Below are 25,194 nucleotides of genomic sequence, written 5' to 3'. Positions count from 1 at the left end.
GGTTCAGCCGGCCAACCGGGCCAGGTCGGCCTGGTAGTCCGCCGCCGGCCCCAGCTCCGGCACCATCCGGACCAGCGTGCCCCGCCGGTCCACGAGCAGCGCGGCGGCGGTGCCCGGCCGGGCCGAGAGATGCAGGTAGGAGCGCAGGCCGCCGGCCGGGTCGCCGAGCGGGCGTACGCCGGTCGCGGTGGCGGGCGCGGCGCTGCGGCCCTCGGTCACGGTGACCACGGTGACTCCGGCGGGCGCGGTGGCCGCCGCCGTGCCGACCTGCTCGGCGCAGGCGCAGGCGTCGACCAGGATGATCATGGCGGGGAGCAGGCTGCGTAGTGGCACCGGCGTGTTGTCGGCGCCGACCAGGTCGAGCGCGGGCAGCGGGCCGATCGCCGCGGGGGTGGACCGGGGCAGCACGGTCGGCGGGCCGGGGGAGCGGTGGGGGCGTGGCCAGGTGACGGCGGCCAGCCCGGCGAGCGTGATCAGCACCGAGGCCAGCAGCGCCAGCGGGGGAAGCGTGAACCGGGCCGGACGCCCGGCGGGGCGTGGGGCGCGGCGCAGCTCCCGGCGGATCTGCCGGGCCTCGTCGGCGAGCGCCGAGGCGTCGTCGGGCACGACGACGCGACCCCACTCCGGTGGCAGGCCCGGCAGTCCGTCCGCCGGCCCCTGGCCGTCAGCGTCAGGCACGCCCATCGGACCCCCAGGAACGTCTCGGCGAGCGGACGTCACGTCCACCACCAGCGTCCCGCACCGGGGGCCGTACCGCCACACCTGGGCGCGGGTGGAGTTGCGGAGCTACCATGGAAGGAGCGCATTGCCCTAGATCTGATCGCTCCGGCCATCACCCGTACCGGGTAGTTATTTGTTCGTCACGGAGCGTGGTTAAACCATCGTCTTGGCCTCCTGTCAAGCCGAAGAAATACCTCTCACAGGGCCCCTGAGCTGCGCCAACGATCAGGACAGCGGTGAGACATCGGTGCCTGAGCGTGTTACCCTAGACACAGCGAAAGGGGTTTCGAACCTATGGTTTTCAGTGTCGGCGAGACCGTTGTTTACCCCCACCACGGGGCCGCACTCATCGAGGCAATCGAGACTCGGGTCATCAAGGGCGAGCCCAGGGAGTACCTCGTCCTGAGGGTCGCGCAGGGTGACCTGACGGTCCGGGTGCCCGCCGAGAACGCCGAGATCGTGGGTGTGCGCGAGGTGGTCGGCGAAGAGGGCCTGGGCAAGGTCTTCGACGTGCTCCGTGCTCCGCACACCGAGGAGCCCACCAACTGGTCGCGGCGTTACAAGGCAAATCTGGAGAAGCTGGCCTCCGGTAACCCGCTGAAGGTGGCCGAGGTCGTCCGCGACCTGTGGCGCCGGGAGCGGGAGCGGGGCCTGTCGGCGGGCGAGAAGCGCATGCTCGCCAAGGCCCGTGACATCCTCGTGGGTGAGGTCGCGCTGGCCGAGAAGAGCACGAAGGACGAGGCGGAGTCGCTGCTCGACAAGGTGCTGACCGAAGCCTGATCCGCACCGCTGCCTCTACCCGCAGCACCATGAACGAAACCGAGGACCGCGACGTGACCGCGCAGCTCAATCCGCGCGGTGACGTCGCGGTCCTCGTTCCTGCGGCCGGTGCCGGCGTACGCCTCGGTCCCGGCGCTCCCAAGGCGCTCCGGGCGCTCGGCGGCGAGCCGCTGCTGGTGCACGCCGTCCGCCGGATCGCCGCCGCGCCGTCGGTGCACACGATCGTGGTGGCCGCACCGGTCGCCGACGTCGAGTCGGTGCGGGCGCTGCTGGCCCCGGTGGCGCCGGTGACCGTGGTGCCGGGCGGTGCCGAACGCCAGGCTTCCGTCGCGGCGGCGCTCGCCGCCGTGCCGGCCGGGCCGGAGATCGTCCTGGTCCATGACGCGGCCCGGGCGCTCACCCCGCCCGAGCTGGTCGAGTCGGTGGCCGCGGCGGTCCGTGGCGGGCACGACGCGGTGATCCCGGTGCTGCCGGTGGTCGACACGATCAAGGAGGTCGACGCCGTCGAGCGGGTGCTCGGCACCGTCGACCGGGCCGTCCTGCGCGCGGTGCAGACGCCGCAGGGCTTCCGCCGGCCGGTGCTGACCGCCGCGCACCGGGCGGCAGGTGATCCACTCACCGACGACGCCGGCCTGGTGGAGAAGCAGGGCGTCGCGGTGTTCTGCGTGCCCGGCTCCGAGCTGGCCCTGAAGATCACCCGCCCGTTCGACCTGACCCTGGCCGAACACCTCCTGGCCACCGGCGCCTGACCTTCCGCACCCTCCGCCCTCCGGAGTTGACCAAGGGGTTTGCGTCGCCGTCCGACCCGATGGTGACCCGAACTCCTTGATCACGGCGGGCGCGTACGCTCGGCGTCATGATCGTTCCTCGGGTGGCCGTCGGCACCGACGTGCACGCGTTCGCGGCCGGTCGGCCCTGCTGGGTCGCGGGCCTGCACTGGCCGGGGCAGGACGGCCTGGCCGGCCACTCGGACGCCGACGTGGTGGCGCACGCCGCCTGCAACGCGTTGCTCTCCGCCGCCGGCCTCGGCGACCTGGGCGCGAACTTCGGCGTCGACCAGCCGGAGTGGGCCGGCGCCTCCGGGGTGGCGCTGCTGACCGAGAGCGCGCGCCGGGTGCGGGCGGCCGGCTTCGTGATCGGCAACGTGTCGGTGCAGGTGGTCGGCAACCGGCCCCGGATCGGGTCGCGGCGGGACGAGGCGCAGCGGGTGCTCTCCGAGGCTGCCGGCGCGCCGGTCACCGTGTCCGCGGCGACCACCGACGGCCTGGGCTTCACCGGGCGCGGCGAAGGGCTGGCCGGCATCGCGGTGGCGCTGGTGTACCAGGCGCCGACGGCGTGACCCGGCGACCGGGGACGCCGGTCGCCGGGCCGGGGTTCAGTCCACGTCGGTGCAGACGTTGTGGGTGGTGCCGTGGAGCATCGTGATGGTCTTGTCGAAGGTGGGCGTGAACGCCACCCGGAACTGGCCGTCGACGATCCACAGCCCCTTCGGCAGCGTGCCGGCGTTCTCCCGGAAGCCGAGCAACACCGGGCCCGTGACGTACCAGGTCATCGACCCGTCCGTGGCGTGGACGACGAGCGAGGTGCCGCTCGCGTCGGCCGTGGAGGTGGCGCCGGTCTCCAGGTTGGTCACCCGGTCGAGCAGGGCGCCGGTGAACAGCTCCCGCTTCGGTGAGCCGTCCGGGTAGGTCTCCAGCGTCAGCTTCCGCACCTCGTCGACGATCGGCTCCACCCGAACCGCGAACGTGCACCGGGCGCCGGCGGGTAACTCGAACGCCTCCTGCGGCGCCGGCACCCAGGCGCCCGGAGAACGGTCGGCGGCGGATGCCGGGCCGGGAAGGCTCGCCACGACCGCCGCCACGACCGCCGTCACCGCGGCGCTCATCCTGACTCGCATGGTCACTCCATCCTGTTGCTGACCGGGGCCGGACCAGGATCGTGCCGCCGGCTCACCACCGGCTCACCGCTTTCGGCCGGCAGTCGGGTCGATCGTTCGGCCGTCCCCGCCCGGCGACCGGGCCGCCCACCACGCGCTCACCGCCGGGTGACAACCGCCGGCCCGGGTCCCCCCGTCCTGTTCGGTATGGAGTTCCGCCTGCTCGGGCCGTTCGAGGCCCGCCACGACGGCCGGACCGTCGAACTCGGCGTCCGGCGCCAGGAGCGCTGCCTGCTCGGACTGCTGCTGCTCGACACGGGCCGGGTGGTGTCGACCGACCGGCTCGCCGACCTGCTGTGGAACGGCCGGCCACCGGCCGCGGCCCGGGGCGCGGTGCAGACGTACGTCGGGCGGTTGCGGGCCGCGTTGCACCCGTACGGGGTGCGGATCGGCACCCGGGGCGAGGGCTACGTCGTCGACCGGGTCGGGCATCGGGTCGACGTCGACGAGTTCGGCGACCTGGTCCGGGCGGCCGGCGTCACCGTCGAGCCGGACGCGCGGGTACGGCTGCTCGACCGGGGGCTGGCCCTCTGGCGGGGGCCGCTGCTCGCCGACGTGGCGGACGGCGAACTGCGCGACCGGCTGCACGGAACCGTCGAGGAGCTTCGCCTGGTCGCGGTGGAGCTGCGCGCCGAGGCGCAGCTCGCGTTGGGCCGGCACGGGCCGGCGATCGCGGATCTGCTGCCGCTGGCGGCCCGGCACCCCACCCGGGAACAGCTCGTGGCCGTCCTGATGACCGCGCTGTACCGGGGGGCCCGGCGGGCCGACGCGCTGCGGCTCTACCGCACCACGCGGGAGCGGCTCGCGACGGACGTCGGCGTCGAGCCGGGGCCCCGGCTGCGGGAGGTGCACCGCCGGGTGCTCGCCGGTGACGACCGGCTGGAGCGGTCCGGACGGCCGGTGTACGAGGTCCGGGTCCGCGACGAGAGCCTGCCGTGGAGCGTCGGCGGCCATCCCGCGCTCGACTTCTGCAACACCTACGCGGGGTGGGGTCGGGACTCTCCCCTGCCCGGCGCGGAGTGGCTGCGCGGCTACCGGACGCTCGCCGTCTGGGCGGGTCACGTCGGGCTGACCGACGAGGTGTCGGTGAACCGCCTGCTGCACCTCGCCCGACGTGACCCCGACACCGCGGAGGCGGTGCTCGCCGAGGCCCGTACGCTGCGGACCGCGCTCTACGCCAGCCTGGTCGATCCGGCGGACCGCCGGGCCTTCGACGCGGTCGCGCGCGCCGCCGGGGCGGCTGCCCGGACGGCGGTGTTCCGACGGGCGGCGGACGGGCGCGGTCGCTGGTGGATCGACCTCGCCGCCGGGCTGCGGCTGCCCGTGCACGCCGCCGCGTTCAGCGCCGCGCAACTGCTCGCCGAACCGGGCCGGCTCACGGTTCGGGCCTGCCCGGACGAACGCTGCGGGTGGTTGTTCCTGGACGAGAGCGGCCTGCGCAGGTGGTGCAGCCTCGGGACCTGCGGGGGCGGGGCGGGCGCGTCCTGCCGCAGCATCTGACCGCGCTGACGGGTAGCTGGCCAGCCGGGGCGGCTAGGCTCGCCGGGATGCCGAGTGACGCCGCCCCCGACCAGTCCGCCGCCGACGGCTACCTGCGACGTGCCCACCTCCTCGCCGAGCTGGGCCGCTACGACGAGGGGATCGGCGAGCTGACCGCGCTGATCGCGGCGGAGCCCGCGCACCTCGCCGCGCTGACCATGCTGGCCCGGATGCAGCTCGCCGCCGGTCGTCCCGCCGAGGCGCTGACGGTGGCCGAGGCGGCGGTCGCCGCCGCGCCGGGGAACGCGCCGGCGCTTGTCGTTCGCGGGTTCGCGCTACTCGACCTGGAGCGTTGGAAGGCCGCCGCGGGCACCGCGGACGAACTCCTGGCGCTGGGCCCGACCGACGCGTACGCGCAGCGCAGCGCCGCCGCCATCCTGTCCGCCTCGCGCAACGGGCAGCCGGCGCTGGACGCGGCCTGGCGGGGTGTCGAGCTGACGCCGGACGAGCCGGAGGCGCACCTCGTGCTCGGCCTGGTCGCGGTTCGGCTGGAGCTGTTCGACCTGGCCGAGCGGGCCTACCGGGAGGCGTTGCGGCTGGACCCGGAGCTGGCCGGCGCGGGGCGCGACCCGGGTGTGGCCCGGCTGGAGCGACGGCGTTACGCGGAGACGCTGGAGCACCTGACCGAGGTGGCCGACATCTCCCCGCCCGGCCCCGATCCGGTGCGTGCCGTCGACGCGGGCGTACGCCGGCTCGTGCTGTCCGCCGCCGGCTGGTCGCTGGCCGCCACCGTGCTGGTCGCCGCGCTGGGACCGACCGCGCCGGTCGCGTCCCGGCTGCTCGCGGTGCTGGCGGCGGTCGGGGTGGGGCTGCTGGCCTGGCGGCCGGTGAGCCGGCTGCCCGGCGCGCGGGACGCGATGTCCCGGGGGCTGGGGCCGGCCGTCTACGCGGGGGCCGCCGCGCCGGTGCTGCTGGTGGTCTACGCGTTGGTCGGCGGCCCGTGGCCGCTGGTGGGCGCCGTCACGGCCTCGGTGGTCGCCGGATTCGCCCTGCTCAACCGGGGGTAGGAAGGTCGGATGCTGACTGTCAACGCCTACGCGGCGACGTCCGCGACCGACCCGCTCACGCCGACCACCATCGAGCGGCGGGACCTCGGCCCGGACGACGTCCTCATCGACATCAAGTTCGCCGGCATCTGCCACTCCGACATCCACACCGCGCGCAGCGAGTGGGGCCCGACCCGCTACCCGATCGTGGTCGGCCACGAGATCGCCGGCGTGGTGCGGGAGGTCGGCTCCGCGGTGACGAAGTTCGCCGTCGGCGACCGGGTCGGCGTCGGCTGCCTGGTCGACTCCTGCCGGGAGTGCGACAGCTGCCGCAAGGGCCTGGAGCAGTACTGCCTGAAGGGCAGCACCGGCACCTACGCCGGGGTGGGCCGGGACGGCAAGCCGACCCAGGGCGGTTACTCGCAGGCCATCGTGGTCACCGAGGACTTCGTGCTGCGCATCCCGGACGGCATCGAGCTGGACGCCGCCGCGCCGCTGCTCTGCGCCGGCATCACCACGTACTCGCCGCTGCGGCACTGGAACGCCGGGCCGGGCCGGAAGGTGGCCGTGATCGGCATGGGTGGTCTCGGCCACATGGCCGTGAAGCTGGCCCACGCGATGGGCGCCGAGGTGACGGTGCTGTCCCAGTCGCTGAAGAAGCGGGAGGACGGGCTGCGGCTCGGCGCCGACCACTACTTCGCGACCTCCGACGAGGACACGTTCACGGAACTGGCCGGCTCGTTCGACCTGATCATCAACACGGTGAGCGCGACCATCGACATGAACGCGTTCCTGCGGCTGCTCGCGGTGGACGGGACGCTGGTCAACGTGGGCGCCCCGGAGGAGCCGCTGTCGGTACACGCGTTCTCGCTGATCCCGGGCCGGCGGTCGTTCGCCGGGTCGAGCATCGGTGGCATCGCGGAGACCCAGGAGATGCTCGACTTCTGCGCCGAGCACGGGCTGGGCGCCGAGATCGAGGTGATTCCGGCCGAGAAGATCAACGAGGCGTACGAGCGGGTGCTCGCGTCCGACGTGCGCTACCGCTTCGTCATCGACGCGTCCACGTTCTGACGCTCCGACGTGTGCCGAGGGGCCGCCTCCGGGCGGCCCCTCGGCGCGTACGTCAGGGCTTGCGCGCCCAGGTCCAGGCGTAGCCGTCGTCCTCGCAGGCGGTGCCCGCGTCGCAGAGGTCCAGCGGGCGGAACGTGTCCACCATGACCGCCAGCTCGTCGAAGAAGTCCGCCCCGATCGACCGCTCGGCGGCACCCGGCTGCGGGCCGTGGGTGAAGCCGGACGGGTGCAGCGAGATCGAGCCCTGCTCGATGCCGGAGCCGCGTCGGGCCTCGTAGTTGCCGCCGGTGTAGAACAGCATCTCGTCGGAGTCGACGTTGTGGTGGTTGTACGGCACCGGGATGGCGGCCGGGTGGTAGTCGACCTTGCGCGGCACGAACGAGCAGATCACGAAGTTCGGGCCCTGGAACGTCTGGTGCACCGGCGGCGGCTGGTGGATCCGCCCGGTGATCGGCTCGAAGTCGTGGATGGAGAACGCCCACGGGTACAGGTGCCCGTCCCAGCCGACCACGTCGAACGGGTGGTTGGCGTAGACGTACCTCGTCCAGCCGCGCCGGTGCTTGACCAGCACCTCCACCTCCTCGCCGTCGACCAGCAGCGGGGTGTCCGGCCCCCGGACGTCGCGCTCGCAGTAGGGCGAGTGCTCCAGGAACTGCCCGCGTACGGAGAGGTAGCGCTTGGGCGGGCCGATGTGGCCGGACGCCTCGACGGCGAGCAGCCGGGTCGGCTCGTCACCGGTCGGCACCAGGCGGTGGATGGTCGAGGTGGGGATGACGACGTAGTCGCCGGCCACCGCGTCGAGCACGCCGAACGGCGACTCCACCCGCATCGAGCCGGACTCCAGGTAGAGGCAGTGGTCGCCGGTGGCATCGCGGAACAGCGGCGACGGCCGGTCGGCCAGCACGTACGCGATCCGGACGTCGTCGTTGGCGAGCAGGTAACGCCGGCCGAGCACCGGGTCCGCGCCGCCGCCGTCCAGCTTGTGGGTGCGCAGGTGGCGCGGCTTGAGCGGCAGGTTCGGCACCCGGGTGACGGTGGGCGGGGCGAACTCCTCGGCGGCGAGGATCGCGGTCGGCGCGTGCCGGTGGTAGAGCAGCGACGAGTCGGAGGAGAAGCCCTCCTGACCGACCAGCTCCTCGGCGTAGAGCGTGCCGTCGGGCTGCCGGAACTGGGTGTGGCGCTTGCGGGGCACCTCGCCCACGCTGCGGTAGTACGGCATCTCGCCTCCGTTATGTCCCGTTGGCCGGCCGGTGGCGTCCGATAATCGGACGCTGTTGTCCGTTCCTCGTAGCGTCCCGTACATTCTTCTCTCGTGTCAACGCAGGTGCCCCGCCTTCTCGCCGGCCTGGTCGACGACGCCGCGGTCTTTCCGCCCGGCAACGCCGCGCTGCCCGACGCGGTGACCGCGCACCGCCGGCACCGCGACGCCTGGTACGCCGGCCTGGTCGGCCCGCTGCTGCTGCCCGCCTCGGAGATCGAGGACGGCGCGCTGCACGGCCGGGTGGACCCGGCCGAGGGCTTCGTCATCGGGCTGATCGGCGACACCGGCCTCGACCGGCTGCCCGCCGCGCTCGCCGCCCTGACGCCGGACGGCGTCACCGCCCGGCAGGTCGAGGCGCCGGTCGCCAAGCGGGGCGAGGACCCGCAGCCCGGCCTCGCCGAGCTGGTCGCGCTCGCCGGGCGGCTCGACGACACCGCCGTCTACGCGGAGATCCCGCTGACCTTCGGGCTGATGGGGGCGCTGGACGCGCTCGCCGACGCGCGGGCCGGCGGACTGCCGGTGGCGGCCAAGTTCCGCACCGGCGGGTTGGCCGCCGAGCTGTTCCCGACCCCGGTCGAGCTGGCCGCCGTGATCTGCGCCTGCCGGGACCGCGACCTGCCGTTCAAGCTCACCGCCGGGCTGCACCACGCGATCCGGCACCGCGACCCGGAGACCGGCTTCACCCACCACGGGTTCGTCAACGTGCTGGCCGCCACGCTGGCCGCGGTCGACGGCGCCGACGTGGACGGCGTGGCCGAACTGCTGGCCGTCACCGACGTGGTACGCGTGGTCGAGGCCGCCCGGGGCCGGCGCGAGGCACAACGCCCGCTCTGGGTCGGGTACGGGTCGTGCAGCATCTCCGAACCACTTACCGATTTGATCCGGCTGGGGCTGGTGAACGGAGGCTACGACTCATGACGTGGGTTGAGGGGGCGGCGGGTTCGTCGTACGGGGTGACGAACCTGCCGTACGGCGTGTTCCGGCACGGTGACCGTGAGCCCCGCGTCGGCGTCCGCATCGGCGACCTCGTGCTGGACCTGGCCGGCGCGGAGGCCGCCGGTCTGGTGCTGGCCGGCGGCGCGCTGGGCCGGCAGACGCTGAACGCGTTCCTGGCGCTCGGCCGGCCGCAGTGGACCGCCGTCCGGGAGCGCGTCACCGAGCTGCTCACCGATTCGGCGCACCGGCCGGCGGTGGAGCCGCTGCTGGTGCCGGTGGGTGAGATCGAGCTGGTGCTGCCGTTCGAGGTGGCGGACTACGTCGATTTCTATTCCTCGGAGCACCACGCCTCGAACGTCGGCCAGATCTTTCGGCCCGGCCAGCCGCCGCTGCTGCCGAACTGGAAGCACGTGCCGATCGGCTACCACGGCCGGGCCGGCACGGTGGTCGTCTCCGGCACGCCCGTGGTCCGCCCCACCGGGCAGCGCGCCAGCGCCCAGGGCCCCACCACCGGCGCCTCCGTACGCCTCGACATCGAGGCCGAGGTCGGCTTCGTGGTCGGCGTGCCGAGTCGGCTCGGCGATCCGGTGCCGGTGGCCGACTTCGCCGACCACGTCTTCGGCGTGGTGCTTGTCAACGACTGGTCGGCCCGGGACATCCAGGCCTGGGAGTACCAACCCCTCGGCCCGTTCCTGGGCAAGTCGTTCGCCACCTCGGTCGCCGGCTGGGTCACCCCGCTGGACGCGCTCGCCGACGCGTTCGTGCCCGCGCCCGACCAGGACCCGCCGGTGCAGGAGTACCTCCGCGACACCCCGCGCCTCGGACTGGACCTGACGCTGTCGGTGGAGTGGAACGGCGAGCGGGTGGCCGAGCCGCCGTTCGCCACCATGTACTGGACGCCGGCCCAGCAGCTCGCGCACCTCACCGTCAACGGGGCGTCGCTGCGCACCGGCGACCTCTACGCCTCCGGCACCGTGTCCGGGCCGGAACGCGGCCAGGTCGGTTCGTTCCTGGAACTCACCTGGGGCGGGTCCGAGCCGGTGAAGTTCGCCGACGGCAGCCAGCGGACGTTCCTGGAGGACGGCGACACGGTGACGATCACCGCCACCGCGCCCGGACCGAACGGCACCACGATCGCGCTCGGCGAGGTCACCGGGACGGTCCTCCCGGCCCGCTGAGATCCGGCTTTCCGAGCCCACGGCCCTGGTCGCACCCACTGTGCGACCGGGGCCGTTTCCTCGCGCGTTGAGCGACGCGGATCGGGTGCGCCCCGGCGGTGCCGGCCTGGGCGGTGCCGGTCCGGGCGCATCCAGCAGGAAACACAGGAAGGACCGAGCATGACCGAGCTGATCGGTGCCGTGTGGCGCACCAGCAGCCGTTCCAACGATCAGGGCCTCTGCGTCGAGGTGGCCACGAACGTGGTGGCCGCGCACGGCGTGGTGGGCGTACGCGACTCCAAGGACCCGACCGGTCCGGCGCTCGCGGTGAGCCCGCCGGGGTGGAGCGCGTTCGTCTCGGCGTTGCGACGCGACGCCTTCCGCGACTGATCGATTTCGGCGACCCCGGTGTCCCGCCGTGGGGGCACCGGCGGCGGAAATGTCACGGTGGGGCTCCCCCACATCGGTGACGGGCCGTACCGTGGACGACACGGGAGGTGCCATGTCGACGGTGACCGTTTCCGCCTTCATCGAGGCGCAGGACGCCGACCTCTGGCGCCTGCTCACCGACCTCCCGGCGCGCGCCGACTGGCTCTCCGCGGTCGGCGCGGTCGAGGTGCTCACCGCCGGTGCGTTCGGGCCGGGCACCACCTGGCGGGAGACCCGCCTCCGGCCGGACGGCGGGGCCGAGCCGGAGGAGTTCGAGGTGGTCGAGGCCGTCGCCCCGCGCCGCCTGGTGCTCGGCTCACCCGGGTCCGGCGTCGACTACCGGATCACCTTCACGTTGCGCACCGTCGAGCGTCGGCGGCGCGGCTGCACCGAGGTCACCGTCGAGCAGGAGGCGGTGCCGAACCGGCCGTACGGCCGGGTGCTGGCGCTGATCCTCGGCGGCCTGGCCGCCCGGGCGGTGGACAGCGCGCTCCGGCGTGACCTGGCCGACCTGGCGCTGGCCGTCGGTCCCACCCGCTCCACCGAGGCCGCCTGAGCCGCCCGATCGCTCGTCGCCGTAGCGCGCGAGCGGGCCTTCCGGGCCACCGGTCGCCGTGCCGCCCGGCCGTCGGCCGGGCGACCGGATCACGGCTCGGCCCCGGCCGGTAGGGTGCCGGGGCGGAGGTGGCGGATGGCGAAGGCCGGCAGGCGGCGGGCCGTGGTGGCGCTGGTGGCGGTGCTGGCCGTCGCGGCGTCGGTCGCCGTGGTCGCCCGGGTGCTGGCTCCGGCCGAGGTCGAGACCGTGGCCCGGGACCCGTACCCGGAGGCGCCCGCACCGACCGTCGGGGTGATCGGGCGGCTGCCGGTGGCGCCGCTGGTCGTGGACGGCCGGCTCCGCGTCTACGCCGGCACCCGCCAGGTGTACGCGGACCAGCCGGTCACCGGCCGGCACCGGGTGACCCCGTTCTGGTCCTACCGCCGGTGGCCGGCGACGCTGGTCGGGGTGCTCGCCGAGGGCACCACGGTGGTCAGCCGCTGGTCCGACGGGAAGCTGGTGGCGCTGGACGCGCGTACCGGGCGGGTGGCCTGGCGGGCCGACGGCCCGGTGCCGGGGTCGGTGCCGAAGCCCCGCCGCACGTTCGCGGCCACGGTCTGGGACCCGGCCGGCCTGCACGTCGCCCGCACCGCCGACGGCCTCGACGTGCTGCTCGCCGCCGGTCCGGGCGCGGTCGGCGGATACGCGCTGGCCGACGGCCGCCGGCTCTGGCGTGCCAACGTCGGCCGGGGTTGCCGGACCGACGTGGGCAGCACCGCGAGCGGCGACCTGGTCGGGGTGGACAACTGCGCGGGACCGGCCGCGGTCGAGCTGCGGGACGCGGGGACCGGCGCGGTACGGACCCGCTGGCGGCCACCGGACGCACCGGGCCAACTCGTGGTCACGCCGGTCGGCTGCCGCGACGGGCACTCCGGCTGTCGTGGTCTGCGTACCGCCGGGCCGGGCGGTGAGCACAGCCGGGGCTGGCTGGTGACGGATCCCGGCCAGCCGGTGGCCGCGCCGGGCCTGGACGCCCCCGGCTCGGTGCTGGACGGCGAGCGGGTGGTGGACACGTCCGGCGGCGTGGTGGTCGGGCGGTCCCCCCGTACCGGCGAGGAGCTGTGGCGCCGGGCCGACGTCCACCCGGCCCGGGTGCTCGCCCAGGAGCCGGGTCGGGTGCATCTGCTGACCGACCGGCGGGAGCTGGTCACGCTGGACCCGCTCACCGGCGCGTCCCGGTCGGAGTTCGTGCTGGACGTCGGGCGGGACGGGATCGGGTGGCGGCCGGGCCGGGCGTACGCGGTGGACGGCTACGTGGCGGTGGAACGGGTGCGGGAGCACGCCACCGAGGCCGACGACGACCAGGGCTGGTTCCTGATGGCCGAGCCGGTGCTGCTCGTTGCTACCTGAGCCGGCCGGTGAGAAGGGGCCCCTTCTCGACGCCAGGCGTTAAGCGGGGGCCCCTCCTTGCACGTCAGGCGAGGGCGGCCTCGGCGGCCGCCAGGAACGCGTCGTTCTCGGCCGGGGTGCCGATGGTGACCCGTACGCCGTCGCCCGGGAACGGCCGGACGATCACGCCGCGCGCCTCGCACGCCTTGCCGAACTCGATCGCCCGGTCGCCCAGCGGCAGCCAGACGAAGTTGGCCTGGCTGTCCGGGACGTCCGGCACGAACTTGCGCAGCGCCTCGGTGACCCGGTCGCGCTCGGCCACCACCAGCGCGCAGCGCCGCCGCACCTCGTCGGCCTGGGCCAGCGCGGCCAGCGCGCCGGCCTGGGCGGCCGTGCTGGTGGAGAACGGGGTGACCACCTTGCGGACGGCGGCGGCCACGGCCGGCGCGGCCACCAGCCAGCCGATCCGCAGGCCGGCCAGGCCCCACGCCTTGGACAGCGTGCGCAGTACGGCGACGTTCGGCCGGTCCAGGTAGCTCAGGCCGTCCGGCACCTCGGCGTCGGTGACGAACTCCCGGTACGCCTCGTCGATCACCACGAGCACGTCGTCCGGCACCGTGTCGAGGAAGCGGTCCAGCTCGGCCTTGCGCACCGCCGTACCGGTGGGGTTGTTCGGGTTGCAGACCAGGATCATCCGGGTCCGGTCGGTCACCGCCGCCGCCATCGCCGCGAGGTCGTGCCCGTGGCCGGCGTCGTTCGGCACCCGCACGCTCGTCGCGCCGCTGGTCGCCGCGATGATCGGGTACGCCTCGAATGAGCGCCACGAGTAGAGCAGCTCGTCACCGGGCAGACAGGTGGCCCGAACCAGGTGCTCGGCCAGCGCCACCGAACCGCAGCCGGTGGCGATCCGGTCGGCGTCCACGCCGTAGCGCTCGGCGAGCGCCTGGCGCAGCGCGACGACGCCCATGTCCGGGTAGCGGTGCGAACCGGCGACCGCCTCGGCGACCGCCTCCACCACGCCGGGCAGCGGGCCGTACGGCACCTCGTTGCTGGCCAGCTTGATCGCCTCGGTCAGGCCCAGCTCCCGGGCCAGGTCGGCGGGGCTGCGGCCGGGCACGTAGTTGGGCAGCGCGTCCAGGTCGACGCGGGTGAGCCGCAGCGGAGGCTGGTGACGTCCGGTCTCGGTCATGGGGTGTCTCCCGGGGGGTCGGCGCGGTCGCGCGGGGCGGTACGGGGGTCGGGCCGGTCGCGGGGGAGTTGGACCACCACGGTCTGCGCCCGCTTGTCGTGCAGCGCCTGGCGCAGCGGCTGGTCGAACAGGGGCGAGACGGCGTCGACGAACTGGAGCAGCAGGCCCAGCCCGCAGCAGTACCAGAGCAGCGTGGGCAGGCCCATCGTGCTCCACCGCCGGGTGGCCCGGCCGAAGCCGAGCGGCTGGTCCGCCTCGACCGACACCGCGCGTACGCGGGCCACCCGCTTGCCGAACGTCTGCCCGCGCGCCGCCATCGACGGCACCTCGTACGCGAACCAGAGCGCGGTGGCGATCAGCAGGATGGCGACCTGCAACCCGCCGGCCTGGTCGTCGATCTGGGGCAGCCCCTCGGTGGACGTGTCGCCGTTCAACGCCCGACGCATGGTCTCCCGCAGGTAGGGCTCGATCGCCTCGAAGTAGCGGTACACGAACCAGCCGTTCACCACCACGTTGAGCAGGAACACCACGCCCAGGTCGATGAGGCGGGCGACCAGCCGGGCACCGTACGAGGCGAGCGGCAGCCCGTGCGGACGCGGTACCGGCGGCCGGCCCGGCCACTGCGGGTACGGCCACCCCGGCGGCGGCCCCTGCTGCCCGGGCTGTCCGGGCCACGGTCCCGGCTGTCCCGGCTGCCCCGGCCACGGTCCGGCCTGGCCGGGTTGACCCGGCTGTCCGGGCCACGGGCCCGGCTGGCCCGGCTGCCCGGGCTGTCCCCACCCGGGGCCGGGTTGACCCGACGGGACCGACCCGGCCGGCTGACCGGCGGGGCCACCCGGCGCGCCGGAGGTCGGCCGGTGGGCGGCGGAGCCGGCGGCCGGCGTCGTGGCGGCCGGTTCGGGCTCGGCGGGCGGTGGACCGTCGGGCGGGGTGACGTCGACCGGGATCGGCGCACCGATCCAGCCCTCCCCGTCCCACCAGCGGCGGGTCTCCGGTTCGGCGGGGTCGACGTACCAGCCAGGTTCCAGACTCACGGTGCCACCTTAACGACGACCGTGCCGGCGGCCTTGTCGTGCAGGCACTGCTGCCAGGGCTTGTCCCAGAGTTGCCAGAGGCCGTCGAGGTAGTTGAGGAACGGCACCAGCGAGACGGCGACGAACTCGACCAGGTAGCGCTTGCCGAGCATCCCGCGAGTCAGCGTGGCGTCGGGTCGGGCCGGAATGATCCGCAGGTTCATCACCTTCTTGCCGAGCGTCTGCCCGGTTCGGCGGGCGTACTCCACGTGGTAGAGCCAGTAGAAGACCAGCAGCAGGAGGAACAGCCCCAGCTCGGCCAGAAGCACCGGCAGGAGGAAGTCGCCGAAGATCACCAACGGGTCGGGCTCGGCCACGGTGCCGTCCGGTCCGGGCGCCGGCATCCGGTCGATCATGCGGAGGACGAGCCAGATGAAGACGGGCGCGAAGAGCACCATCGCCACCGCGGTGGCGACCGCCGTGTCGATCAGCCAGGCCACCAGCCGCTCGCCGAACCCGGCCAGCGGCTGGCCGTTCGGGGCCAGGGCCGGTGGCACGGGCGCGACGTGCGGGGCGTACCCGGGTGGGGGCGGCGGGTAGCCGGGGAGCGGCGGGTACGTCTGCGGGATGGGCTGCGCGGACACCGCCGGGCCGCTGGGCGGCGCGAAGCCGCCGCCCACGGGCGGGGGCCCGGCGGGCGGCGGCGTCGTGTTCGGGGGAGGCTGGGTCACGCGGACAGTGTCACAGATTGCCGCGCTTCTCCTGCTCCCGCTCGATCGCCTCGAACAGGGCCTTGAAGTTGCCCTTGCCGAAGCCGAGGGAGCCGTGCCGCTCGATCAGCTCGAAGAAGACGGTGGGGCGGTCCTGCACCGGCTTGGTGAAGATCTGGAGCAGGTAGCCGTCCTCGTCCCGGTCCACCAGGATCTTGCGGGACTGGAGCTCCTCGATCGGCACCCGCACGTTGCCGATCCGGGCGCGCAGCTCCGGGTCCTGGTAGTAGGAGTCCGGGGTGTCCAGGAACTCGACACCGGCCGCCCGCATGGCGTCCACGCTGGCCAGGATGTCGTTGGTGGCCACCGCGACGTGCTGGGCGCCGGGGCCCTGGTAGAACTCCAGGTACTCGTCGATCTGCGACTTCTTGCGGGCCACCGCCGGCTCGTTGAGCGGGAACTTCACCTTGCGGGTGCCGCTGGCCACCACCTTGCTCATCAGCGCGGAGTAGTCGGTGGCGATGTCGTCGCCGATGAACTCGGCCATGTTGCTGAAGCCCATGACCCGCTTGTAGAACTCGACCCACTCGTCCATCCGGCCCAGCTCCACGTTGCCGACCACGTGGTCGACGGCCTGGAAGAAGCGCTTCGGCTGGAGGCCGGCGTCGATCATCGGCTGGCGGTCCACGATCGGGGCGCGGGCCACGAAGCCGGGCAGGAACGGCCCGGTGTAGCGGGACCGGTCGACGAGCGTGTGCCGGGTGTCGCCGTACGCGCCGATGGCCGCCATCCGGACGGTGCCGTGCTCGTCGCTGACGTCGTGCGGCTCCAGCAGGCCGGTCGCGCCCTGCGCGGTGGCGTGCGCGTACGCGGCGTCCACGTCCGGCACCTCCAGCGCGATGTCGGAGATGCCGTCGCTGTGCTTCGCCACGTGCGCCTCGCCGTCGGCGCCCGGACGCACCACGCCGGTCAGCACGAACCGGGCCGAGCCGCTGGTCAGCACGTACTGCGCGTGGTCGCGGTAGCCCTGCTCCGGGCCCCGGTACGCCACGCAGGTCATGCCGTAGGCGGTGGAGTAGTAGTGCGCCGCCTGCTTGGCGTTGCCGACCAGGAAGTGCAGGTGGTCGAGGCCCTTGACCGGGAACGGGTCCCGGCTGATGTCGTGGTTGACGGCGCCGACGAGCACGTCGGCGTCGACCTCCTCGGTCAACTGGGGTCGGTCGATCGCCTGGGTCATGGTGGCCTCCCTCGCGTACCGGCCGGCCTCGTGGGCCGCCGTGGATGTGCTTCCGGCGAGCATCTCCGGACCGCCTCCGGTTGGGCAATAGTTAGCGGTTTTCCTGGTCAGGTTGCGCATTCGGTATCGTCAACCACCGTGAACACTGGTCAGGATGTACAGCTCGACGAGTTGGACGCGCGCTTGATCGAACTGCTCGCCGAGGAACCCCGGATCGGGGTGCTGGAGTGCTCCCGGCGGCTCGGCGTGGCCCGGGGCACCGTGCAGGCCCGGCTCGACAAGCTGGTCGGCCGCGGCGTGGTGGGCGGGTTCGGGCCGGAGATCTCCCCGGCCGCGATCGGCTTCGGGGTGACCAGTTTCGTCACCCTGGAGATCAGTCAGCGGCACGGCCACGACCAGGTCACCGCGCACCTGGCCGCCATCCCGGAGGTGCTGGAGGCGCACACCATCACCGGCTCCAGCGACCTGCTCTGCCGCATCGTGGCCCGGTCGAACACCGACCTCCAGCGGGTCATCGACCAGATCGTCGACTCGGCGGCCATCCGGCGCGCCTCCACCATCATCGCGCTGGCCGAGCAGATCCCCTACCGCACGCTGCCCCTCGTGCGCTCCGCCGCCCGCGGCGAAGGAAGGGCCCCCGCTTAACGCCTCCGGTAGAGACGGGGCCCCCTCTAACACCTCGGGCCGGGCAAGAAGCGGCGCGACACGCCCCGCACGGAGCCCGGGGAACGGTGATCGTCGCTACCGTGTCCGGTGTGAAGGGCCTAGGCATACGCGGCTGGTTGCTGCTCGGGCTCATCACCGTGGTCGTGCTCGCCGCCACCGGCGTCTGGAACCCCTTCCCCCGCCTCTGGGACTGGGTCGACCGGAGCAAGCCGATCTCCGAGCCGGACGTGGTCTGGCAGCAACGCGTCGGCGGCACCCCGCGCAGCGTCACCATCGCCGGTGACACCGTGATCGTCGAGCAGCGCACCCGGATCGAGGCCCGCAAGCTCGCCGACGGCAGCCAGCTCTGGGAGCGCAAGGCCGACTGGTCGGCGGTGGCCGGCAGCGGCCGGGAGTCGGTCGTCGCCGTGGGCAAGCTGCTCGACAAGGGGTACGAGGTCATCGACCCGACCACCGGCGTGACCCGCCGACGCGACGAGCGCGCGATCGCCGTCTGGACGTACCGCAACCTGCTGCTCGACGCGTACTGCGTGCAGGCCACCGACTGCACGCTGCGCGCCTGGGACCCGCGCGGCACCGCTCCGCTGTGGAGCGCGTTCCTGCCCGGCGTGCACAGCGGAGTGCTCGCCGACAATCCGGAGCTGCTCGGCACCCGCCGGCTGGGCGCGACCCGTATCGACGGCGGGGTGGCCGGGCCGGAGTCGGTCCCGCCGCTGCTCGGCTTCCCGGTCGACGGCCGGGTGCACGTGGTGGACACCGCCACCGGCCGGGTGCTCCAGAACGTCCAGCCCGGTCGGGAGGAGCGACTCGCGGTGGTCGGCGGCCGGCTGCTCCGGGTCGCGGCCACCTCCCGCGACGGGAGCTGCTACTTCGTCGTCACCGCCGTCGACCCGGCCACCGGCCAGCAGGTCTGGCGGCGGGCCGGGATCAACCTGCGTACCGCGGACGCCGCCGGCTGCGTGCAGCGGGAGGACCCGCAGGGTGCCCGCAACGTGCTCATCGGGGTGGCCCCGGACGGCCGGGAGGCGGTGCTCGACGGCTACGACGGCCGGCTGCTCCAGGTGGGCGCGGAGGGCGAGAAGCTGCTCGCCGTCGACGACCGGTACGCGGTGGTGCGCAGCGCCGACAAGGACTCGCTGCTCGGCCGCGAGCTGTCCGCCGACCGGACCCGGTGGACCCGGCCGGCCGGTCAGAAGAGTGGCGCGGCGCTCACCCCGTACGCGGTGGTGCTCACCGAGGAGAAACCGTCCCGGCTGGTCGCGGTCGAGCCGCGCGGCGGTCGGGTGCTGGCCGAGCTGCGCACGTCGGCGAACGCGCTGGCGGTCGGCCCGAACGGCATGATCGTCGGCGAGGGGCGGGAGATCGGGTACGTCCGCTGGGGCACCGGTGGCGCCGGTGCGCCGCCGGCCGACCAGGGTGCCGTGCCGGCGCCCGACCCGGGCGACACCTGGCGTCCCCCGGGCAACCGGGGCGACTGCGGCCCGAAGAAGGAACTCTGCGCCGACGGGAAGTGACGCCGGGTGAGATCGGCGTCCCAGGACCCCACCGGCGGGTGTCACCGATCGACCGCTCTGCCCTAGGCTTTTCGGTCATGAGCAGTGCCGCCGCCTTCTCGTACGCGCCCCTCCTGCCGACCGGCCCCGACCAGACGGAATATCGCCTGGTCACCGACGAGGGCGTGGACGTCGTCAACGGCCCGGGTGGTCGCCGCTTCCTCACCGTGGAGCCGGCCGCGTTGACCGCGTTGACCGCCGAGGCCATGCACGACATCGCCCACTACCTGCGCCCGGCCCACCTGGCCCAGCTCCGGTCGATCATCGACGACCCGGCGGCCTCGCCGAACGACCGGTTCGTCGCGCTCGACCTGCTGCGCAACGCCAACATCGCGGCCGGTGGCGTGCTGCCGATGTGCCAGGACACCGGCACCGCGATCGTGATGGGCAAGCGCGGTCGGCACGTGCTCACCGACGGCACCGACGCGGAGGCGATCTCGCGCGGCGTCTACCAGGCGTACACGAAGCTGAACCTGCGTTACTCGCAGCTCGCGCCGCTGACCATGTGGGACGAGCGGAACACCGGCAGCAACCTGCCGGCCCAGGTGGAGCTGTACGCCGAGGACCCGGACGGCCACCCGGACGCGTACAAGTTCCTGTTCATGGCCAAGGGTGGGGGCTCGGCCAACAAGTCCTACCTCTACCAGGAGACCAAGGCGCTGTTGAATCCGACGCGGATGATGCAGTTCCTGGAGGAGAAGCTGCGGCTGATCGGCACCGCCGCCTGCCCGCCCTACCACCTGGCCGTCGTCATCGGCGGCACCTCCGCGGAGTACGCGTTGAAGACCGCCAAGTACGCCTCCGCGAAGTACCTGGACGCGCTGCCGACGCAGGGCTCGATGAGCGCGCACGGTTTCCGTGACCTGGAGCTGGAGGCGGAGGTGCTGGAGCTGACCCGCAACTTCGGCATCGGCGCGCAGTTCGGCGGGCGTTACTTCTGCCACGACGTGCGGGTGGTCCGGCTGCCCCGGCACGGCGCGTCCTGCCCGGTCGCCATCGCGGTCTCCTGCTCCGCCGACCGGCAGGCGGTTGCCAAGATCACCCCGTCGGGCGTGTGGCTGGAGCGCCTCGAAACCGACCCGGCCCGCTACCTTCCCGACGTCACCGACGAGACGCTGGACACCGAGACCGTCGTCCGCGTGGACCTGAACCGGCCGATGGACGAGATCCGCGCCGAGCTGTCGAAATACCCGGTGAAGACGCGCCTCTCCCTTAGCGGCCCGCTGGTCGTCGCGCGGGACATCGCGCACGCCAAGATCGCCGAGCGGCTGGACGCGGGCGAGCCGATGCCGCAATATCTGCGCGACCACGCGGTCTACTACGCCGGCCCGGCCAAGACCCCCGAGGGCTACGCCTCCGGCTCGTTCGGCCCCACCACGGCCGGCCGGATGGACGCCTACGTGGAGAAGTTCCAGGCGGCCGGCGGCTCGATGGTGATGCTGGCCAAGGGCAACCGGTCCGCCCAGGTCACCCGCTCCTGCGACACCCACGGCGGGTTCTACCTCGGCTCGATCGGCGGCCCGGCGGCCCGGCTGGCCCAGGACTGCATCAAGCACGTCGAGGTGCTCGAATACCCGGAGCTGGGCATGGAGGCGGTCTGGCGGATCGAGGTGGAGGACTTCCCGGCCTTCATCGTGGTCGACGACAAGGGCAACGACTTCTTCGCCGAGGTCACCAAGCCGGTGCTCACCGTCGGCCGCCGCTGAGAAATTTAAGTTCTCAGGAATCTTTGGTGTTTTGATGCTTGGTGGAGTTTCCCCCTTCTCGTAGCCTGGTCGGGCTGACGAGGAGGGCCACATGCCATCGATCGACATAGACGAAGAAACCGACCGTTACTTGGCGTTCGCCGCCGACATCGCGGGGCTGACCAAGGGGCAGGTCGTGGCACGCCTGGTCAGGGAGGCGAGAGCACGCGCCGAGGCACGGGCAGGCGAAACGGGTGCCGCTGACGAGCCCTCGGCCGTCCAGGTGTATGCCGACTACGCCGGGCATCGCACCTTCGCGTCGTTCGTTCCGGGGCCGGGGCGCATCGAGATCACCTCAGGTCCGCTGGCCGGAAGCGTCTTCAAGACGCCGAGCCAAGCGGCCCGGGAGATTGTCAAGCACTACAACCCCGAGGTGAGCCCGCACCGCAACGGTTGGAGCTTCTTCCTCATCGCGGAGACCGCTGCGCCGCTTCAGACGCTGCGGCATCGGTGAGGTGAGAGGTGGGGCCACACATCTTCGTGGACGAGACCAAGGAACGCGGCCTGATACTCGCGGCAGCCGTCCTCGATCGGCACCGGGTGACTGCGGCTCGTCAGGTCGTATCCGGGCTCACGCTGCGCGGTCAACGCAGCATCCACTTCTGCAAGGAGCGACCTGAACGGCGGCGGGAGATCCTCGTGGCGTTCCGCAAGCTCGGCGCGGCGGTTGTGCTCTACGACGCCTCGAGTCACCGCGACCATCGTGCCGCCCGGGAAGCGTGCCTCCGGGCGTTGATCGCCGACGCCGCCAAGGCCGGTGCCGAGCGTCTGGTGTTGGAGTTGGACGACTCCCGGCGGGTGGCCGACGTGCGCACGCTCAACCATGAGCTACGGCTGGCCGGGGTGGCCGAGCAGTTGCGGTACGACCACCTGCGGGCCCATGAGGACCACCTGCTCGCGCTCCCCGACGCGATTGCCTGGTCGTGGGCCAGAGGCGGCGAATGGAAGGCGATGGCGCGTCCGATGGTGGACGAGGTGCGACCGGTGGGCCACTGAAACTGGGCCACTGAAACGCGAGACCCGGCCCACCCACCGTCCGGAAGGCTGCCGGGTCCACTTCCAGAGGCTACTGCTCCTGGCGACTGCCATACTACCCGCTCCGCGCGGCCCGGTTCCATCTTCCGACATCGGTGCGCTCGCCCGGCCTCGCGACCGGACGGGCGCACCGCCCCCGTCGGATGTCGTCACCGACAACCGCGACGAGTCTGTCCGGCGGCGCTGTCGATCCGCTATCAGATCACTATCGTCTCGGCGCGTCGTGCGGTTACCAGCGGGTTACGCTGCTGTAAGTGCACAAAGGCGTACGGGGGCGGCGCATGCGGTTCGGGATCCTGGGACCACTGCGGGTAGGCGGGGGCGAAGCCACCGTCACCGCAGGTCGGGACCGGACCGTGCTCGCCCTCCTGCTGCTGCGCGCCGGTCGTGTGGTGCCGTTCGACGAGCTGATCGACGCCGTCTGGGAGGACCGTCCGCCGGCCACCGCCCGGGCCCAGTTGCAGATCTGCGTGTCGCGACTGCGACAGCGCCTCGCGGTGCTGGGGTTGCCGCCGGACGTCATCGTCACCGATCCGGCCGGCTACGGCATCCGGGTCGCACCGGACGACCTCGACGCCGACATCTTCGGCCGGGCGGTGGACGCCGCGCGGGCCGCGGTCGCCGCCGGCCAGTCCGAGGAGGCGCGTCGCCACTACCGGGCCGCGTTGGCCCTCTGGCGGGGGCCGGCGCTCAGCGGCATTCCCAGCCGGAGCGTACGCCGGCGGGCACTGGCCCTCGACGAGCAGCGACTGGCGGCGTTGGAGGAGCGCGTCGAGATCGAGCTGCGCCTGCGGCCGGCGACCGACCTGGTCGACGAGTTGGTCGAGAGCGTGGAGCGGAACCCGCTGCGGGAGCGGCTGCGCGGCCAGCTCATGCGGGCCCTCGCCGCGGTGGGCCGGCAGGCCGACGCGCTCGCCGTCTATCGCGAGGGCCGCCGACTGTACGCCGAGGAGCTGGGCATCGAGCCCGGCCCGGAGTTGCAGGACCTGCACCAGCGGGTGCTCGCCGGCGACCTGGCCCTGGGCGTCGCGGAGCACCGGTCCACCGTGCCGGTCCGTTCGCTGCCGCGGGCGATAAGTGACTTCACCGGCCGTCAGCAGACCGTGGTCCGGCTGGTGAAGGAGATCGAGGAGGACCGGGTCCGGGTCCAGCTCATCGACGGCATGGCCGGCAGCGGCAAGACCACGCTGGCGGTGCACCTGGCCGCCGCCCTCGGTGACCGCTACCCGGACGCGCATCTCTTCGTCGACCTGCACGGGCACAGCGAGCGCATGCCGTTGACCCCCTCGGGGGCGGTGGCGGTCCTGCTGCGCCAGCTCGGGGTGCCGCCGGAGCGGATGCCGCTGGATCTGGCCGACCGGTTGACACTGTGGCGTACCGAGCTGGCCGGCCGCCGCGCGCTCGTGGTGCTCGACAACGCGGCCGACAGCGCGCAGGTCACGCCGCTGTTGCCGAACGGCCCGGACTGCCTCGTCCTCATCACGAGCCGCCGCCGACTGGTCGGGCTGGACGAGGGGCGCCCGTCGTCCCTGCCCGTGCTCGACCCGGAGGAGGCGGTGGAGCTGCTCGGCCGGATCGTCGGCCGGGACCGGGTCGCCGCCGAACCGGAGGCGGCTGCCGAGGTGGCGCGGCGCTGTGGGCACCTGCCGCTGGCGCTTCGACTGGCGGCGGCCCGGCTGGCGCACCGGCCCCGCTGGCGGGTCGCGGACCTGGCCGAACGGCTGGCCACCAGCCCGGACCCGCTGGCCGAGCTGGCCGCCGGGGAGCGTTCCGTCGGGCAGGCGTTCGCGCTCTCGTACGCCCAGGTGTCGCCCACGGCGCAGCGGATGCTGCGGCTGCTCGGTCTGCCGCCGGGTGGCGGGTTCGACAACCGGGTGGCCGCCGCGCTGGCCGACATCCCCCTGGCCGAGGCGCAGGATCTGCTCGACGAGCTGGTGGACGCGCACCTGGTGGAGGAGGCCGACCCGGGCCGTTACCGGTTGCACGACCTGATCCGCGAGTACGCCCGGACGCTGCTCGCCGAGCCGGGCCGGGCCGGGGAGCGCCGTGCAGCGCTGGAACGGCTGCTGGACCATCATCTCGACGTGGCCTCGGCGATCGCCCGGACGATCGAGTCGGCGGGCAGCCTGCGGTCCCTGCCCGCCAACCCGCCGCGCCGGCCCGATCTGGTCGACGCCACGCTGCCGCAGGGCCGGGCCTGGTTCGACGAGCACGCGGCGCTGTTGACCGCGCTGATCCAGCTCGCCGAGGCGGAGGGCTTCCGGCGGCACTGCTGGCAGCTCGCCCGGGCCTGTTGGCGGGCCAACTTCGACAGTGGACACCTGGACGACCTGCTGGAGACGCACACCGTCGGCCTGCGCGCGGCCGAGGCGCTCGGGGACGAGGCCGCGGTGGGCACCATCTACAACTACCTGTCCTCGGTCTACTACCGGCAGGCCCGGTTTCCCGAGGCCATCCGGTTGATGCGGCGGGCCCTGGAGATCCGCCGGCGGCTCGGGCTGCGCGACGAGATGCGGGTGTCGTTGTGGAACCTCGGGGTGTCCTACTCGGCGAACGGGGATCACCAGCAGGGGATGGAGTGCCTCGATACCGCGATGCAGATGATCCGTGGCGCCGACCACACGGCGGAGCTGGCCAATCTGATCAACAACGTGGCCTACGCGTTGCTGTCGGCCGGCCGCCACGCCGAGGCGCTGCGGCTCAGCCGGTCTCACCTGGTGTTGGCGCGGCAGAACGGGGACTTCCGGCAGTTGGCGAACGCGGTCGCGCACACCGGCATGATCCGGCACCGGATGGGTCACCTGGAGCCGGCCCAACGACTGCTGCGGGTCGCCCTGCGCCTCAAGAAGAAGTACGTCGGCCGGTACGGCGAGGCGGAGGTGCTCAACGAGATGGGCGCCCTCCAGCGGCGGGTCGGCCGGCCCGAGCGGGCGGCCGACCTGCACCGGGAGGCGTTGGTGGTGGTGACCGATTCCGGCGATCGGATCGGTCAGTGCGCCTCGCGCAATTTGCTCGCCCAGGCGCTGCTCGACCAGGGTGACGTGGCCAGCGCGCTCGACCTGCACCGCCGGGTGCTCGCCGACGCGACCCGGCTCGGGGCCCGCTACGAGCAGGCCCGCGCACTGGACGGCTTGGCCCGGTGCCTGCGCGACTCGGACGCCGGGCAGGCCCGCCGGTACGCCGGCCGGGCGCTGGTGTTGTTCCGGCAGATCGAGTCCCCGGGCCGGCGGGCGACCGAGGAGCTGTTGGCCGAGCTGGGCTGAGGCCCGCATCGCTTTCCCTGCGTACCGGCCGGCGGCGCGGCAGG

24 protein-coding genes are annotated in these 25,194 nt (G+C 73.4%); 17 read left to right on the top strand and 7 right to left on the bottom strand.

The features are described from left to right. Window positions 1-3: 3 nt before the first annotated feature. Window positions 4-684 (bottom strand): hypothetical protein, encoded by a 681-nt coding sequence (locus tag ACZ6O5_RS06335; protein WP_465974839.1) that lies wholly within the window; start codon window positions 682-684, stop codon window positions 4-6. A gap of 330 nt (window positions 685-1,014) precedes the next feature. Between ACZ6O5_RS06335 and ACZ6O5_RS06330 the strand changes: the two genes are divergently transcribed. From ACZ6O5_RS06330 to ispF, 3 genes are all read left to right on the top strand, one after another. Continuing rightward, window positions 1,015-1,500: a CarD family transcriptional regulator gene (locus ACZ6O5_RS06330; protein ID WP_091610855.1), complete on the top strand. Its 486-nt coding sequence runs from the start codon at window positions 1,015-1,017 to the stop codon at window positions 1,498-1,500. Between the two features lie 53 nt (window positions 1,501-1,553). Next, the gene (gene ispD, locus ACZ6O5_RS06325) at window positions 1,554-2,249 is read left to right on the top strand and encodes a 2-C-methyl-D-erythritol 4-phosphate cytidylyltransferase (protein ID WP_465975046.1); all 696 of its coding nucleotides are present in this window, start codon (window positions 1,554-1,556) and stop codon (window positions 2,247-2,249) included. A gap of 107 nt (window positions 2,250-2,356) precedes the next feature. Further along, window positions 2,357-2,839, top strand: coding sequence for a 2-C-methyl-D-erythritol 2,4-cyclodiphosphate synthase (ispF, locus tag ACZ6O5_RS06320; RefSeq protein WP_465974837.1), 483 nt, complete (start codon window positions 2,357-2,359; stop codon window positions 2,837-2,839). A gap of 36 nt (window positions 2,840-2,875) precedes the next feature. Here ispF and ACZ6O5_RS06315 read toward each other — a convergent pair whose 3' ends face one another. Beyond that, the gene (locus ACZ6O5_RS06315) at window positions 2,876-3,397 is read right to left on the bottom strand and encodes a hypothetical protein (protein WP_281934451.1); all 522 of its coding nucleotides are present in this window, start codon (window positions 3,395-3,397) and stop codon (window positions 2,876-2,878) included. 186 nt (window positions 3,398-3,583) lie between these two features. On the opposite strand from ACZ6O5_RS06315, the gene ACZ6O5_RS06310 reads away from it, so the two are divergent. Genes ACZ6O5_RS06310 through ACZ6O5_RS06300 form a run of 3 tightly spaced genes read left to right on the top strand, consistent with a single transcriptional unit; the run spans window position 3,584 to window position 7,032 of the window. Beyond that, entirely contained in the window at window positions 3,584-4,936 is a 1,353-nt protein-coding gene (locus ACZ6O5_RS06310) for a BTAD domain-containing putative transcriptional regulator (RefSeq protein WP_465974835.1), read from the top strand. A 47-nt stretch (window positions 4,937-4,983) separates the two neighbouring features. Further along, window positions 4,984-5,982 carry a tetratricopeptide repeat protein gene (locus tag ACZ6O5_RS06305; RefSeq protein WP_465974834.1) on the top strand — a complete coding sequence of 333 codons (999 nt, stop codon included), beginning with the start codon at window positions 4,984-4,986 and terminating at the stop codon, window positions 5,980-5,982. 9 nt (window positions 5,983-5,991) lie between these two features. Beyond that, entirely contained in the window at window positions 5,992-7,032 is a 1,041-nt protein-coding gene (locus ACZ6O5_RS06300; protein WP_281934457.1) for an NAD(P)-dependent alcohol dehydrogenase, read from the top strand. A 52-nt stretch (window positions 7,033-7,084) separates the two neighbouring features. Here the strand turns inward: ACZ6O5_RS06300 and ACZ6O5_RS06295 are convergent, their stop codons facing one another. Continuing rightward, window positions 7,085-8,251, bottom strand: a complete 1,167-nt coding sequence (locus ACZ6O5_RS06295; RefSeq protein ID WP_405091495.1) for a homogentisate 1,2-dioxygenase — start codon at window positions 8,249-8,251, stop codon at window positions 7,085-7,087. Window positions 8,252-8,344: 93 nt separating this feature from the next. On the opposite strand from ACZ6O5_RS06295, the gene ACZ6O5_RS06290 reads away from it, so the two are divergent. From ACZ6O5_RS06290 to ACZ6O5_RS06270, 5 genes are all read left to right on the top strand, one after another. Next, window positions 8,345-9,211: a hypothetical protein gene (locus ACZ6O5_RS06290; protein ID WP_465974832.1), complete on the top strand. Its 867-nt coding sequence runs from the start codon at window positions 8,345-8,347 to the stop codon at window positions 9,209-9,211. Continuing rightward, entirely contained in the window at window positions 9,208-10,407 is a 1,200-nt protein-coding gene (fahA, locus tag ACZ6O5_RS06285; protein WP_465974830.1) for a fumarylacetoacetase, read from the top strand. The genes ACZ6O5_RS06290 and fahA overlap by 4 nt, the downstream gene beginning before the upstream one ends. A 159-nt stretch (window positions 10,408-10,566) precedes the next feature. After that, window positions 10,567-10,776 carry a DUF397 domain-containing protein gene (locus ACZ6O5_RS06280; protein ID WP_465974828.1) on the top strand — a complete coding sequence of 70 codons (210 nt, stop codon included), beginning with the start codon at window positions 10,567-10,569 and terminating at the stop codon, window positions 10,774-10,776. A gap of 112 nt (window positions 10,777-10,888) precedes the next feature. Continuing rightward, complete coding sequence (locus tag ACZ6O5_RS06275; protein WP_465974826.1) at window positions 10,889-11,371, top strand: SRPBCC family protein; 483 nt, start codon at window positions 10,889-10,891, stop codon at window positions 11,369-11,371. 135 nt (window positions 11,372-11,506) lie between these two features. After that, complete coding sequence (locus ACZ6O5_RS06270; RefSeq protein WP_465974824.1) at window positions 11,507-12,760, top strand: outer membrane protein assembly factor BamB family protein; 1,254 nt, start codon at window positions 11,507-11,509, stop codon at window positions 12,758-12,760. Between the two features lie 64 nt (window positions 12,761-12,824). Here the strand turns inward: ACZ6O5_RS06270 and hisC are convergent, their stop codons facing one another. Genes hisC through hppD form a run of 4 tightly spaced genes read right to left on the bottom strand, consistent with a single transcriptional unit; the run spans window position 12,825 to window position 16,888 of the window. Further along, the gene (hisC, locus tag ACZ6O5_RS06265; RefSeq protein WP_465974822.1) at window positions 12,825-13,928 is read right to left on the bottom strand and encodes a histidinol-phosphate transaminase; all 1,104 of its coding nucleotides are present in this window, start codon (window positions 13,926-13,928) and stop codon (window positions 12,825-12,827) included. Beyond that, window positions 13,925-14,962, bottom strand: a complete 1,038-nt coding sequence (locus ACZ6O5_RS06260) for an RDD family protein (protein ID WP_465974820.1) — start codon at window positions 14,960-14,962, stop codon at window positions 13,925-13,927. The genes hisC and ACZ6O5_RS06260 overlap by 4 nt, the downstream gene beginning before the upstream one ends. After that, window positions 14,959-15,672 (bottom strand): RDD family protein, encoded by a 714-nt coding sequence (locus ACZ6O5_RS06255; RefSeq protein ID WP_465974819.1) that lies wholly within the window; start codon window positions 15,670-15,672, stop codon window positions 14,959-14,961. The genes ACZ6O5_RS06260 and ACZ6O5_RS06255 overlap by 4 nt, the downstream gene beginning before the upstream one ends. Window positions 15,673-15,682: 10 nt before the next feature. Beyond that, window positions 15,683-16,888, bottom strand: a complete 1,206-nt coding sequence (gene hppD / locus ACZ6O5_RS06250; RefSeq protein WP_107161699.1) for a 4-hydroxyphenylpyruvate dioxygenase — start codon at window positions 16,886-16,888, stop codon at window positions 15,683-15,685. A 138-nt stretch (window positions 16,889-17,026) separates the two neighbouring features. Here hppD and ACZ6O5_RS06245 point away from each other — a divergent pair, with 138 nt between their 5' ends. The 6 genes from ACZ6O5_RS06245 to ACZ6O5_RS06220 all read left to right on the top strand — a co-directional run bounded on the left by ACZ6O5_RS06245 (window position 17,027) and on the right by ACZ6O5_RS06220 (window position 25,150). Beyond that, window positions 17,027-17,533 carry an Lrp/AsnC family transcriptional regulator gene (locus tag ACZ6O5_RS06245; RefSeq protein ID WP_465974817.1) on the top strand — a complete coding sequence of 169 codons (507 nt, stop codon included), beginning with the start codon at window positions 17,027-17,029 and terminating at the stop codon, window positions 17,531-17,533. A 101-nt stretch (window positions 17,534-17,634) separates the two neighbouring features. Next, window positions 17,635-19,068: an outer membrane protein assembly factor BamB family protein gene (locus ACZ6O5_RS06240; RefSeq protein WP_465974815.1), complete on the top strand. Its 1,434-nt coding sequence runs from the start codon at window positions 17,635-17,637 to the stop codon at window positions 19,066-19,068. 77 nt (window positions 19,069-19,145) lie between these two features. Further along, entirely contained in the window at window positions 19,146-20,813 is a 1,668-nt protein-coding gene (locus tag ACZ6O5_RS06235) for a fumarate hydratase (RefSeq protein ID WP_465974813.1), read from the top strand. A gap of 91 nt (window positions 20,814-20,904) precedes the next feature. Beyond that, complete coding sequence (locus ACZ6O5_RS06230) at window positions 20,905-21,306, top strand: hypothetical protein (protein ID WP_465974811.1); 402 nt, start codon at window positions 20,905-20,907, stop codon at window positions 21,304-21,306. 26 nt (window positions 21,307-21,332) lie between these two features. Then, window positions 21,333-21,848, top strand: a complete 516-nt coding sequence (locus ACZ6O5_RS06225) for a hypothetical protein (RefSeq protein ID WP_465974809.1) — start codon at window positions 21,333-21,335, stop codon at window positions 21,846-21,848. A 320-nt stretch (window positions 21,849-22,168) separates the two neighbouring features. Continuing rightward, window positions 22,169-25,150, top strand: a complete 2,982-nt coding sequence (locus ACZ6O5_RS06220; RefSeq protein WP_465974807.1) for an AfsR/SARP family transcriptional regulator — start codon at window positions 22,169-22,171, stop codon at window positions 25,148-25,150. The last annotated feature ends 44 nt before the right edge of the window (window positions 25,151-25,194 follow it).

The sequence above is a fragment of the Micromonospora sp. NPDC049201 genome (assembly GCF_055586805.1).
This window is presented reverse-complemented; position numbering and strand designations above follow the sequence as displayed.